Here is a 14,431-nt window from a genome sequence, read left to right on the forward strand (position 1 = left end):
ATTTTTTTTTGTTTAAATTTAGTTAGTTGAGATAACCAAAATAGAACGTTAATTTTTTGAAAAATTAGAAACCAATGGAAAACGAATTCAATGACATTAATAAGTGTCCATTTCATAATGGAACATTGCGTAAAGCTGTTGCTGGTGGAGGTACAACAAATCAAGATTGGTGGCCAAACCAGTTAAAAGTTAATTTATTGCGTCAACATGATGTAAAGTCTGATCCTATGGGTTTGGATTTTGATTATAAAAGAGAATTTGAAAGTTTGGATCTGGATGCAATAAAAAATGATTTAAAGGAATTAATGACACAATCTCAAGATTGGTGGCCTGCGGATTTTGGTCATTATGGACCATTATTTATTCGTATGGCTTGGCATAGTGCAGGGACTTACCGTGTTGGTGATGGACGTGGGGGGGCAGGTCGTGGACAGCAACGTTTCGCACCTTTAAATAGCTGGCCAGATAACGTGAGTTTAGATAAAGCAAGACGATTGTTGTGGCCTATAAAACAAAAATATGGACGTAAGATTTCTTGGGCAGACTTATTGATTTTAACTGGAAATATGGCTCTGGAATCTATGGGCTTTAAAACTTTGGGTTATGCAGGAGGACGTGAGGATGTTTGGGAAGCAGATCAGGATGTATATTGGGGCTCAGAGAAGACATGGCTTGGTGGCGACGTTCGTTACGCAGATGGATCTGAGGGAGTAAAGGAAGGACATGGCGTATTGGTGTCTGACGATGACGCTGATGGTAAGATTCATAGCCGAAATTTAGAAAACCCATTGGCAGCAGTTCAAATGGGTTTAATTTATGTAAATCCAGAAGGACCTGATGGTAATCCCGATCCTATTGCGGCGGCAAAAGATATCCGGGATACTTTTGGACGTATGGCTATGGATGATGAAGAAACGGTCGCATTGATTGCCGGCGGGCATACGTTTGGTAAAACGCATGGAGCAGCGTCTGCTGATCATGTTGGTAAGGAACCTGAATCTGCTGGTTTAGAATCTCAAGGACTCGGGTGGGAAAATTCTTTTGGTACAGGGAGAGGTGGAGATACCATTACTTCAGGTCTGGAAGTGACCTGGACAAGTAGACCTACAGAGTGGACAAATCTGTTTTTTGAAAACTTGTTTGATTTTGAGTGGGAGTTAACAAAAAGTCCTGCTGGAGCTCATCAGTGGGTAGCTAAAGATGCTGGTGATATTATTCCGCACGCGCACGATCCGAATAAAAAATTAAAACCGACTATGCTGACAACAGATCTTTCTTTGCGTTTTGATCCTGAATACGAAAAAATATCACGTCGATTCAAGGATAATCCACAAGAGTTTGCCGAGGCATTTGCTCGAGCTTGGTTCAAATTAACGCACCGTGATATGGGACCTCGTTCTCGTTATTTAGGTGCTGATGTGCCTCATGAGGAGTTTGTATGGCAGGATCCACTTCCTAAGGTTGATTATGTTGAGATAGATGAAATGGATATTCAATCCTTAAAAGCACAGATTTTAAATACAAGTCTATCGATTTCGGAACTAGTATCTACAGCATGGGCTTCGGCTTCGACTTTCCGTAATTCGGATAAACGGGGGGGAGGAAATGGAGCTCGAATCCGCTTAGCTCCGATGAATGCCTGGGAGGTCAATAAACCGATGCAATTAAATAAGGTGTTAACAGCATTAAAAGACATTCAAACACGGTTTAATAATGCACAGTTTGGAGGGAAAAAAGTTTCAATTGCTGATCTGATTGTTTTATCGGGTGCGGCTGCTATTGAAAAAGCGGCGCACCAGGCAGGTTATGATGTGGAAGTTCCTTTTATTTCGGGGCGTACAGATGCTAGTCAAGACCAAACGGATGTAGAGTCGATTGCTTTCTTAGAGCCACTAGCAGATGCATTCAGAAATTATCGTAAATTAAAAAACAAAGCAATATCTACCGAAGAATTATTGATCGATAAAGCACAATTATTAAATCTTTCAGTTCCTGAAATGACTGTTCTAATAGGAGGTCTTCGTGTACTTGATGTCAATTTTGACGAATCTAAACATGGTGTATTTACCTCACGTCCAGGACAGCTGACCAATGATTTTTTCGTAAATCTTTTAGATATGGCAACGCAATGGAAGCCAATGGATGAAACGAAAGAATTGTATTTAGGTACTTGCCGTAAATCGGGTCAACCGAAGTGGACTGCGACACGTGCTGATCTCGTATTTGGCTCGCACGCTGAACTTCGGGCTGTTGCAGAAGTGTATGCTGAGTCTGGCAATGAAAAGTCATTTGTGGATGCTTTTATAAAAGCTTGGAATAAAGTGATGAATGCTGATCGTTTTGATAAGATATCTTAAATAAGGGTTTAATCAATACCCTTTAGAGCATATTCATTTGCTTTGGCTTGGATGAAGTCATTCAGTCACCGATACTATTTAATTCCTATTTATATAGAAAATCCTCTCATTTAATTTGAGAGGATTTTCTATATAATGCTATTCGAAACCTTTTGCAGAAGATACGATACGGTATGCACAACGTCTCGCGCCCGCTATGATATGATCAGTACGTTGTACGGAAACGGATTCGCCTAAGACGGATTGAAAAATCTGAAGTTCTGAAGCACAAAATCCTTGGCAGACTTTAGCCGCTGCACAAATAGGACAATGATTTTCTATTAGCAGATATCCCTCGTCATCTTCAGTATAATCTGCCATGTAGCCCTCTCGGGTACGAATGGAGACTAATCTTTCAATCTTAGACTTTAGATTGGGTAAAGGGTCGATCTCTTCGTGATATCTTTTTTTTCCTGTTGCTTCATTGACTTCAATGATCGTCTGTAAAGCTTCTGTCCCTATTGACTCTTTAATTATTGTCAATAATTTCACCGTTAACTCTGCATGGGTATCCGGAAATTTGCTGTTTCCGAGTTCTGAAATATTGAAATATTTTTGTGGCCGCCCGACTCCCTTTGATTCCGTCTCTACTTTAATCAAGCCTTCATCCATAAATTTAACCAGCTGTTGTCTAACACCTTCTTTGGTTATTTTTAATTCATGGGCAATGTCGAGTGCCGTTAACGGACCTCGCATTTTCAGTAACATTAAAATTCGGTTTGTCGTCATAAAATAATAAAACAAGTATTTGGTTGTTTTATTATTCAAAATTACTACTTTTGTCACACTTATCAAAATCGATACCTGTAAGTCTACTTCTTCTGATTATCAAATTTGGTAAATGCTAAGTAAGAATTGTAATAATTATTTTTATGTGGAAAGATACACCAGAAATACACCGTCCGAAAAAGATTGCTCAGTCAGCATCTCTTGCCTTTACAACTGTTGTTCCCTATTGGAATATACTAAAGAGGTAATTTCACTACTATAAAGATGAAAATCTAATTTTTATCACTAGAAAAGAGTAAAAATATCCCCAAGCTAAATACAGGTTTGAGCGGGGAGCGGGATTCCTATGTCTAGTCTTTAACGATCATATGTACGGAATATCAGGTAAAAGCTCATGCCCAGTTTATCACTTATTGTTTCATTACTAAATTATTATCATGAAAAAAACTCACTTATATCTATTGTTATTTCTCGTCTCGGGAATGTTCTCCTGCGATTCAAAGAAAGAAACAGCAACAAGTGAAATAATTGCCTACCCTGTACTAACACTAAAATCTGAAAAAACGACTCTATCGGTTGAGTATCCAACGACGTTAGAGGGATTGCAGACGGTAGAGATTCGTTCTAAAATAGATGGTTATATCGAGGAAGTCTTTATCGAAGAAGGCAGTCTTGTGCACGCTGGGCAAAAGTTATTTAAAATAGATGCCAATCGATTCGTGCAGGATGTAAATCAACGGAAAGCGGCAGTATTAGCAGTGGAAGCAGCCCTAGAAACGGCTAGTATTCAAGTGTTGAGAACGCAGTCTCTCGTGGACAAGAAAATCGTAAACTCATTTGAATTGACGACAGCGAAGAATGTAGAAAGGGTTAAAAAGGCTGAACTTAGTCAGGCAAAAGCAGCATTGTCAGATGCACAATCACAACTAGCATTTACGCAGATTGTTAGCCCAATATCAGGTATAGTAGGACGGTTGCCACTTAAAAAGGGCAGTCTGGTCAGCAGTACTTCTGAAACTGCTCTGACCACAATCGCGAATACGAAGGAAGTATATGCGCATTTTTCTTTGAGTCAGAAACAGCTTAATAGCTTTCTAAATCAATATCCAGGTAAGAGCATGGCTGAGAAGTTGAAAAATATACCTCAAGTTAATTTACGGACTGCTGATGGGAAAGATTACGGGTTTAAAGGAAAAATTCAGAGTCTGAGCGGGGTGATCAGTTTAGAAACCGGATCTGCAAATTTTAGAGCATTATTTCCAAACCCTGATGGTTTATTATGGAGCGGAGCGAGCGCAACTTTACAGCTTCCGGCGACAATTGATGAAGCAGTGAAGGTTCCTAAAAAAGCGGTTTTTGAAATGCAAGGAAATTACTATGTCTATACGGTAGATGCTAAAAATACTGTACACCTTACCGAAATAAAGGTATTGCCGATAGCAACGGAACAACACTATGTTGTGCAATATGGGCTTGCGCCTGGTGATATGGTTATCACTGAGGGAATTGGAAACCTAAAAGATGGCATGCAAATTCAACCTAGTCCTGTATCCACAAAATAATAGAGAAGAGATGCTGAAAAAATTCATAGAAAACCCCGTTCTATCGACGGTAATATCGATAATAATTGTAATGCTGGGAATCCTGGGACTGATGTCACTTCCTATTTCACAATATCCTGAAATTGCACCTCCGACAGTTGTTGTAACAGCCTCTTATCAAGGAGCAAACGCGAATGTTGTTATGAAAAGTGTGATCATACCATTGGAGGAGCAGATTAATGGTGTAGAGAATATGACTTACATGACGTCTACCGGGAGCAATAATGGTACTGCAACTATTACCATCTTTTTTAAACAGGGAACGAATGCGGATATGGCCGCAGTGAATGTGCAGAATCGGGTGAGTAAAGCTACCAGCCTGCTACCTGCAGAAGTTATTAAAGCAGGAATTACAACAAGCAAGCAGTTGAGCAGTACGGCTTTTAGTTTTTTGCTTTACAGTAAAGATGGGAAATACGATAGGAAGTTTCTTGATAACTACCTTCGTATAAATATTATGCCTCAGATGAAAAGGGTTGAAGGTGTTGGGGCTACAGAGATTTATAGTGATCAGGAATACTCCATGCGTATCTGGTTGAAACCGGATGTCATGGCTACTCATGGTCTTATTCCGGAAGACATTATGGCAGCATTAAAGGAACAAAATATTGAAGCTGCACCGGGGAAAATAGGCGAAAATAGCCGCCAATCATTACAATATGCATTGAAATATACGGGGCGCCTCGAAGATCCTGAACAATTTGAAAATATTATCTTGAAAAATGGTGTTGCGGGCGATTACTTACGGTTAAAGGAGGTCGCAGATATTGAATTTGGCGCTCTGGATTATACGACATCGCTAATTACGCAGGGAAAGCTTTCTTCGGGAGGTGCCATTAGCCAGATTTCGGGATCTAATGCAAGAGATTTGATCATTGCTTGTGAAAATATTTTAAAAGAAGCGTCAAAGGATTTTCCTCCAGGAGTTGAATATCATACTTTCTTGAATGCGAATGATTTTTTGGATGCTTCGGTTGAGAAGGTTATTTATACAATTATTGAAGCATTTATATTGGTTTTTTTAGTGGTCTTTCTCTTTTTACAGGATTTGCGTTCGACTTTGATTCCAGCAATCGCAGTACCGGTAGCCATTATTGGAACATTTTTCTTTTTGAAGCTTTTTGGTTTCACCATTAACCTCCTTACTTTGTTTGCACTGGTGTTGGCCATAGGCATTGTGGTCGATGATGCTATTGTTGTCGTCGAAGCAGTTCATGCAAAACTAGATCAAGGGGCTAAATCGGCCAAGAAAGCTACGCTGCATGCCATGAGCGAAATCAGTGGTGCCATTATTTCAATTACTTTGATTATGTCAGCGGTTTTTGTACCAGTCACTTTCATTACAGGATCTGCTGGAGTGTTTTACAAACAGTTTGGACTGACATTGGCAGTAGCCATTATTATTTCGGCAATAAATGCGTTGACATTAAGTCCCGCTCTATGTGCTTTACTGTTAAAACCCCATGTAGCAGATGTTGAAAAGCCAAAGGGTTTCTTGCCAAAGTTTTTTACCAGTTTTAATGTGGCTTTTGAAGTAGTAACCAATAAATATATTGGTGTCGTACGCCTTTTAATCCGTCATAAATGGATTTCATTTGTAGGTATTGCAACATTTGCGTTGGTATGTTATTTCTTGGTAAAAACAACACCGACAGGTTTTGTCCCTAATGAAGATGGTGGTGCTATCTATGGAAATGTGGTTTTACCCCCGGCATCTACTCTAGAACGTACGGAAAAGATTGCATTTGAAGTCGACAGTATTGCGCGCAGTATACCGGAAGTCGAATTATCTTCTACACTCTCAGGCATGGATTTACTGCACGGTACAGGAGGTTCTTATGGAGCATTGTTCATTCGATTAAAACCCTGGAAAGAACGTGCCGGGAAAGAGAAAAGTGCTGCAGCTGTTGTTCAGAAATTATTTCAAAAAACTGCTCATATCAAAGAGGCAAGTATTATCTTTTTTGCTGCACCGACATTGCAGGGGTTTGGTAATAGTAATGGTTTTGAGCTGCAGCTACAAGACAAAACAGGTGGAAATTATCTACAGTTTAATAAAAATATCGATACGTTCATTGGTGCTTTAAATCAACGCCCTGAAATCAATTATGCTACGAGCTCTTTTAATATTGGTTTTCCTGAGTTGGAAATTAATGTCAACGTAGCCCAATGTAAGGCCGCAGGTGTAAGTGTTAATACGGTACTGACGACACTTCAGGGATATTTTGGAGGTATCTACGCCTCCGACCTTAATCGCTTTGGAAAGCAATACCGCGTCATGATGCAGGCAGGAGCTGATTATAGAGCAAAAGAAGAAGATATTAATAAGATTTACGTGCGAACTTTAAAAGGTAATATGGCACCGATATCTGAATTTGTTACTTTGAAGAAGACGTATGGACCGGAATTTATTCAACGTTTTAACTTATTTACTTCAAGTACCATAACAGGGATACCGAATGAAGGATATAGCTCTGGAGATGCTATTAAAGCAATAGAGGAGACAGCGGCTCAAACTTTAGACCGTGGCTATGCTTATGAATTTTCGGGTTTGACACGCGAAGAGCTGTCCAGCGGTAGTCAAACAGTATTAATATTTTCACTGTGCCTTCTTTTTATCTATTTCCTTTTAAGCGCTCAATATAAGAGTTACATCCTGCCACTTTCTGTTCTTTTATCATTGCCAATCGGTTTGGCAGGAGCATTTATTTTTGCGAAGCTATTTGCGGTAGATAATAACATATTCTTACAGATCAGCCTCATCATGTTGATCGGTTTATTGGCTAAAAATGCGATTCTTATTGTGGAGTTTGCACTCTTGCATCGATTGAGCGGAAGAACATTGGTGCAGTCTGCAATCTATGGCGCAAAATCAAGGTTAAGACCTATTTTAATGACCTCCTTTGCATTTATTTTCGGATTGATTCCATTGATGTTAGCTACTGGTGCCGGTGCATTGAGTAATAAATCTATCGGCACTGCGGCTGTAGGGGGGATGTTGATCGGGACTGTATTTGGTGTATTTGTTATTCCTATTTTATTTATTGTTTTCCAGGCATTACAGGAGAAACTCTTTGGTGTCAAGGAGCCAAGTCATACAGCCCGTATATTAGAAGATGAACAGTAACATCTTATGATTCTAGTTATTCGCTCGTTTAATAAATGAAATTTTCGTGCTTAGCGCATGTAACCTTATGCTAGCTTCATGTTGATCAAACAGAGAAAGCTAGTGTGAAAATTTAAAAATAAAGATATGATACATTATTATAGTCAATTGAAAAAAAAATCCTATGGACTGGCATTCATGTCAATACTGGGACTTTTGGCCTGGAGTTCTTGTCACGTAACCCGTCCCTATAGTGTGCCGGAAAATAAAGTAAAAGACAGCTTTCGGTCACCTACTTATAGTGCTCTTGATTCAGGTTATGTGAAGAATATAGCTCATGATACGACCAATATAGCTAAAGTGAAATGGTCTGATATGTTTACAGATACGATGTTGCAGCAATTGATCACAGAGGGGTTACAGGCAAATATAGACATCAAAATTGCAGTTGAGCGGATTACAGAGGCGCAGGTAAATGTGCGATTAAAAAAAGCGGCTTTTTTACCTTCATTGGAAGCTAGTGTCTCTGCCAATAAACAACAGGTGCCTACTTTTCAAAGTTTTGGTTATCCGCGTAATAATACCCAATATGATATGCGATTAAATACGGACTGGGAAATTGATATCTGGGGTAAACTTGGAAGTGCTAAACGAGTTGCATTGTCACAGCTTTTAGCGACTGATGCCGCAAAGCGTGCAGTGCAAACACAGTTAATTGCCAATATCGCCTCAGATTATTACGAATTACTGGCACTGGATCAACAGTTGATGATAATTAAAAAAACTGCTGAGAATCGTGCTGAAGATGCAGCCGCAATAGCGGAACTTTTTGAAAATGCAATGCTTAACGGCGTAGCGGTAGTACAGAGTAAAGCAAACTATTATGAAGCAGAACTAGATGTACCGGATATTGAGCAAAAGATTAAAGAAACTGAAAATAGGCTTAGTTTTTTAGTAGGCCGACATCCTGGTGCCATCCTTAGACAGTCTCTAATGAAACAACAGGTGAATTATGATTTAAATCCTGGAATTCCCGCACAATTGCTCGCGCACCGTCCTGATGTTCAAATGGCAGAATTTAATTTTAGAGCGGCATTTGAGGAAACGAATGTAGCACGTACATATTTCTATCCTGCATTATCTATAACAGCTGCTGGAGGTTTTTCAAATCTTGGTTGGAATCAATGGTTTTCGAGTGCTAGTTTATTTGGTTCTATAGCAGGGGGTATTGCACAGCCTATTTTCAATAAAGGTGTCAATAAAGCAAGACTGTCAACTGCTCAAGCAAGACAGCAACAGGCGTTGTATCAATTCGAGAAATCTCTACTGGTAGCCAGCCAGGAAGTTTCTAATGCGCTTTTTGAATATGATACGGCTATGAAAAAAATGAAATCCCGCAAAAAACAACTTGAAGCATTAACGCAGGCTGTTGCATTTAATAAAGAATTGTTCCTGAACCACCAGAACACCAATTATACCGATGTACTAACAGCAGAGCAAAATCTGTTACGTGCAGAATTGAAAAATATAGCAGATCAAAGTCAAAAATTGTATGCTGTGGTTCAATTGTATCGAGCCCTTGGTGGCGGTTGGGATTAACGGCTAGTAATAAAGGGCTACCTGAGATAATGGTAGCCCTTATACTATTGACTGTAGGCTATTAAGCTCCTAAAAAGTCTTTTTCTAAATCTAAAGGGGCAATATAGCTTCCATTTTTGTATACGCGCATATTTCCACCTGAAATCTCGTCGATTAATAATAGATCTCCAGTAGCTTTATCTCTTCCGAATTCCAATTTGATATCGTAAAGTTCTAAATCCTTCTTTGCCAATTCCGTTTTTATGATTCCACAGATTTTTTTTGTTAAAGATTTTAATTCTTGATAATCTGCTTTTGATAAAATATTTAATAATTCCAAAGCATCATCCGAAATTGTAGGATCGCCTCTTTCGTCATCTTTAATCGTTACTTCCACAAAAGCATCTAGCGCATCACCTTCTTGGCAATAAGCAGCGTATCTTCTCAAGAAACTGCCTACAGCACGGTATCTACAAATGACTTCCAATCCTTTCCCAAATGGAGTCGCTTCTTTAACCACCATACTAACCTCATCTAAATTAGCGGAGACAAAATGTGTTGCAATACCCTGTTCAGCTAAACGCTCGAAGAAGAACTGGGTCATTTTAAGCCCTGACTTTCCAGCACCATCAATGGTTAGCCCAACAGTATTTGCTCCAGGATCAAATACACCATTTTCACCAGTTACGTCGTCTTTAAATTTCAATAGTACTTGATTTTGTTCTAGACTGTAGACATCTTTGGTTTTACCCTTGTAAATTAAATTCATAAATAATAAGAATAGATCAATGTAACTAGCAAAAATAATGTAAATATTATAAAGAAAGTTGATTTCAGATGATAATTATGAATACTTGAGGTTTTGAATTGATTAAAAGTCGATATACAACTTTAAGATTAGGATTATATTGCGGATGTAATTAAAATTATCTAAGTTTAGCCTTTGTAACCTATGATGATCTTAATATAATGTTACCTCTATTCGATTTAGCAGAAAAGGAACTTTTGGTAAATATTGCCAAGAATGGGTGGGGACAATGGAACTTTAATTTTATTGATTAGAAATTAAATTTGTAACCTAATATTATTTACAAGGGCAGTGATGAAATGTATTTTTCACTGACCTTAAAAAAGAGGAATCTTAAAATATGTTGAAAACTACATTATTGATCAGTGCTGGGCTTTTAATAGGGCAATCTATGTTTGCGCAAGAATCTGTCAAGTTGAAAGATCTGGATCTATCTCGTGCTTGGCAGGAGTATGGCACTGTGCAGAAGGGAAGATCAGTTACGGGCGAACCTGTAACGATTAATGGGACAGTTTCTGATGATGTGCTTGGAGTGCAAGCGAAAAGTATGATCAAGATTAAGCTGGACAAAAATGCAACGCGTTTCGTTGCTCAAGTAGGAATAGCTGAATCTAAGATCGATGTTAAGGATAATTCTTTGACCATTATACCATTAGTGGACGGGACCAAATTGCATTTCGTTCAAAAGGAAGGACAAAAGCAGTTTGTAGGTGTTACAAAGAGTAAATCTGTCTTAGAAAAAGGTTCCGTAAAATTTATTTTGAAAGGTGATGGTAAACCTATTTTTACAAGTTCAGTAATTAAAGGCGGAGATCGTCCTCAGCAGATTGACGTCTCTTTAAAAGACATAATGTATCTTGAACTTGTAGCCGAAACAACTGATGATGGACCTAGTGGTGATCACGCCGTTTGGATTGCACCAAAGATTGATTATAAAACTGTAAAACCCGTACTTGTTGACGTTGGAACAGTGGGTTCGGGTTCCACTATGGATGCAGGAATCAGTAAGCAACTTGCTGCGAAAATCAAAGCATTGCCACGAATGAAAGAATTGTCATCAGAGAAGACTGCATTTGATTGGTTAATTACTCCTCAGAAATCTAAAGCTGGAATTTACACTTCGGCAGATGGTAAAAGTATTATAATCGCAAATGCAATGGTGTCGCGAACTTTTCGGATTTTTCCTAATTTGGCGACGGTAGATATTACGAACCGTATGTTAGGGGAAAGCTTGATTAGGGCAGTAAGTAGTGAGGGAACGATACAGATTGATGGTAAAAAATGGAATATTGGCGGTTTAAATGGTCAAGAAGAACGGGGATATCTTAAGAATGAGTGGTTAGATAAAATGACAACATTACCGGAATCGTTTATGGTAGAAGATTTCGAAATAAAACCACTGGAAGAACGAATCAAATGGGCCCGCAATCGCTGGGCACTTAATAAAGAACAGGTATCAGGTCAGCAACTTGTATTTACCCTTCGTGGTGAACGAGAGTTGAAGGATGTGAAAGTGAAGCTTTATTTTAGCATCTATGATCATATTCCGGTAATTAGTAAAAGAATGGAAGTGATTAATGAATGTACATTACCAATTAATATTGACTTCTTTCAATTGGAATATTTGGCATTCTCAGAACCTGAGTCACCCGGAGATGGTGATCCTTCAGTTTTTAGATTACCCAATATTCATGTTGAGAGTGATTTCGCCGCAGGAGGAGCCTTTACTGAAAAAACAACTGATATTACAGAAAAATGGGTAACAGATCCTGCATACACTTCGCAACGTAATTATCTCTTAGAAACACCTTGTGTATTGGATGTATCACCTACGCTTGGTCCAGATTACAACTTAGAAAGTAAAGGAACTTTTCAATCCTTCACGGTTTATGAAATGCCATTTGATAGTGATGATCGCGAGCGTAAGGGATTGTTTACACGTAAAATGTACCGAACCATAGCGCCATGGACCAGTGAGAATCCCATCTTTATGCATCTAACGTCAACCGACCCTGAAGTGGTACATAGAGCCATAGATCAGTGTGATTCGACAGGTTATGAGATGATTATACTGAGCTTTGGATCGGGGTTAAATGCGGAAGATATCTCCGATGCAAATATTGCTAAATTTAAGGGATTTGTTGATTATGCACGGAGTAAAGGCATTGATATGGGATGCTATTCCCTATTGGCCAGCAGATGGATCAGTGATGAAGTCGATGTTATTAATCCCGAGACAGGTAAACGTGGTGGGATGCGCTTTGGAAGTTCCCCATGTCTGGCTAGTGATTGGGGGTATGAGTATTTTGAGAAAATAAAATACTTTTTTGAAAAGACAGGCATGAAGTGTTTTGAGCATGATGGTTCTTATCCCGGAGATTTCTGTGCTTCGACTACCCATGCACATCACGAGGGTCTAGCAGATTCACAATGGAAACAATTTCAGAAGGTTACTGAACTTTATCACTGGATGTCTTCCAAAGGAATATATATGAATGTACCCGATTTTTACTTTTTGAACGGATCTAATAAAGTTGGAATTGGCTACAGAGAAGCGAATTGGTCTTTACCTCGCGATCGTCAGCTCATGCATGCACGTCAGTTAAATTATGATTGTACATGGGATAGAGTTCCCTCTTCTTTATGGAGTTTTGTGCCCTTAGTAGAATATCAGGGAGGTGGAAAAGATGCGACCTTAGAGCCTTTGAATGACCATCTTCATGAATATAAGATGCATATGATCCAAAATTATGGTGCAGGTGTGCAAGCATGTTACCGAGGGCCTCGTCTCTACGATACACCAAAAACGAAAGAAATGGTTGTCGATGTGATTAAATGGTATAAGCGTTATCGCAATATATTGAACAGTGATATCATCCATTTACGTAAACCTGATGCTCGGGACTGGGACGGAATGATGCATGTGAATCCTGATGAAAAAGAGAAAGCTTTTGCATTATTTTTTAACCCTACAGATAAAGAAATCGTACGTAAAATTCAGGTACCGCTTTATTATACCGGATTGTCCACAACAGCAAAAATTAGAGAACAAGAAGGTAATTTAATATCTTACCAATTGAAACGTGATTACACGGTAGAATTGACGGTTAAAATACCAGCAAATGGATATACTTGGTATGTGGTAGAATAATCTACTTTTATCCACAGGTTGAAAGCGCTAAAGCAAATTTCCTGCTTTAGCGCTTTTTTTAATCATGTTTTTTAAGGTAACGTAGCTTGTGAATTTTTTCTTTAGAAAGTTTTCTATAAAACGTATGTTTTTATTATAAGTTTATATACTGTTTATTTGATGAAGCACCAGTATCGAAGTTGATTGATTTTTCCGATAATATAATGGATTTTCACAAAAATAAAAGGTATAGTTCATCTATATTTGTTCCATATTTAATAAAATAGAATAGAAATTCAATGAAAAAATCAATTTTTATAGCGATTGCGACTGTAGTAGGGTTTGCTTTTCATACTCACGCTCAGGAGTCTAAGAAACATGAAATCAGAATCGATTATAGTGATGCAACTCCATTGGTGATAGCAGATGTATTTACAAATGCTTTTGTCAGCGCAATATCGGGAAGCGAAAGTTCAAATGAAAAAGCATTTGGTATGCTGTCGGCGGGATATCGCTATGCGCTGAGTAATCGATTTTCGATAGGAGCCGATCTAAGCTATGCTAATGCTTCTTCAGATATGAAAAATAAAAGTACAAATGAGATTACCTATAGGAAGAGTAATTTCTATATGGTACTACCTACTGCTAAATATTCTTATGTGAAACGAGGAATCATTGATTTTTATGGTACAGTTTCTTCTGGAGCAATATTGGCTAACGGTAGTGATAGAACAGATCATGAAAAGACCACTACTAATGATGTTATCTTTGCTTTTCAGGTAAATCCATTGGGTTTGCGAATTGGTAAAGATTGGGGTGGTTTTCTTGAAGCAGGTTATGGTTTTAAAGGCATTTTTGCACTAGGCGCAAGTTACCGTTTTTAAATATATTGATAGATTTTAATGTAACTTATTTAATATATAACGCAGTTAAAGCCATGCCACTAAGCACGGCTTTTTTTGTTGAAAAATAATATAGTATTTGCTCAGAGGTAGATTAAGAGTCTTTTATATAGAAAAGTTGCTGGAAATATGTCGGAAATTTATAAAAGGGCTCTCGCTTAGTTTGTTTGTGTCTCCTTTT

Annotated in this window: 8 protein-coding genes; 6 read left to right on the forward strand and 2 right to left on the reverse strand. The window is 38.4% G+C overall.

Features of this window, described 5'->3' with window-relative positions:
• Nucleotides 1-74 precede the first annotated feature (74 nt).
• Entirely contained in the window at nt 75-2,357 is a 2,283-nt protein-coding gene (gene katG, locus ACFS6I_RS13710) for a catalase/peroxidase HPI (protein ID WP_380921404.1), read from the forward strand.
• 138 nt (nt 2,358-2,495) lie between these two features.
• Here the strand turns inward: katG and ACFS6I_RS13715 are convergent, their stop codons facing one another.
• A complete protein-coding gene (locus ACFS6I_RS13715) occupies nt 2,496-3,104 on the reverse strand; it encodes a helix-turn-helix transcriptional regulator (RefSeq protein WP_380921406.1) in 609 nt (202 codons plus the stop codon).
• A gap of 458 nt (nt 3,105-3,562) precedes the next feature.
• Between ACFS6I_RS13715 and ACFS6I_RS13720 the strand changes: the two genes are divergently transcribed.
• The 3 genes from ACFS6I_RS13720 (at nt 3,563) to ACFS6I_RS13730 (ending at nt 9,431) form a co-directional block, all read left to right on the forward strand.
• Nucleotides 3,563-4,687, forward strand: coding sequence for an efflux RND transporter periplasmic adaptor subunit (locus ACFS6I_RS13720; protein WP_380921408.1), 1,125 nt, complete (start codon nt 3,563-3,565; stop codon nt 4,685-4,687).
• A complete protein-coding gene (locus tag ACFS6I_RS13725) occupies nt 4,647-7,853 on the forward strand; it encodes an efflux RND transporter permease subunit (protein ID WP_380921410.1) in 3,207 nt (1,068 codons plus the stop codon). Before ACFS6I_RS13720 ends, ACFS6I_RS13725 begins: the two co-directional genes overlap by 41 nt.
• 126 nt (nt 7,854-7,979) lie before the next feature.
• The gene (locus ACFS6I_RS13730; protein WP_380921412.1) at nt 7,980-9,431 is read left to right on the forward strand and encodes an efflux transporter outer membrane subunit; all 1,452 of its coding nucleotides are present in this window, start codon (nt 7,980-7,982) and stop codon (nt 9,429-9,431) included.
• A 61-nt stretch (nt 9,432-9,492) separates the two neighbouring features.
• Here ACFS6I_RS13730 and ACFS6I_RS13735 read toward each other — a convergent pair whose 3' ends face one another.
• Nucleotides 9,493-10,179, reverse strand: coding sequence for a phosphoribosylaminoimidazolesuccinocarboxamide synthase (locus ACFS6I_RS13735; RefSeq protein WP_380921414.1), 687 nt, complete (start codon nt 10,177-10,179; stop codon nt 9,493-9,495).
• 379 nt (nt 10,180-10,558) lie between these two features.
• Here ACFS6I_RS13735 and ACFS6I_RS13740 point away from each other — a divergent pair, with 379 nt between their 5' ends.
• Together ACFS6I_RS13740 and ACFS6I_RS13745 are read left to right on the forward strand one after the other, a co-directional pair.
• The gene (locus tag ACFS6I_RS13740) at nt 10,559-13,369 is read left to right on the forward strand and encodes an NPCBM/NEW2 domain-containing protein (RefSeq protein ID WP_380921416.1); all 2,811 of its coding nucleotides are present in this window, start codon (nt 10,559-10,561) and stop codon (nt 13,367-13,369) included.
• Nucleotides 13,370-13,647: 278 nt separating this feature from the next.
• Nucleotides 13,648-14,232, forward strand: coding sequence for a hypothetical protein (locus ACFS6I_RS13745; protein WP_380921418.1), 585 nt, complete (start codon nt 13,648-13,650; stop codon nt 14,230-14,232).
• Nucleotides 14,233-14,431 lie beyond the last annotated feature (199 nt).

Origin of the sequence: Sphingobacterium anhuiense, assembly GCF_042686355.1 — a bacterium.
In the GTDB taxonomy this organism is placed as follows: domain Bacteria; phylum Bacteroidota; class Bacteroidia; order Sphingobacteriales; family Sphingobacteriaceae; genus Sphingobacterium; species Sphingobacterium anhuiense.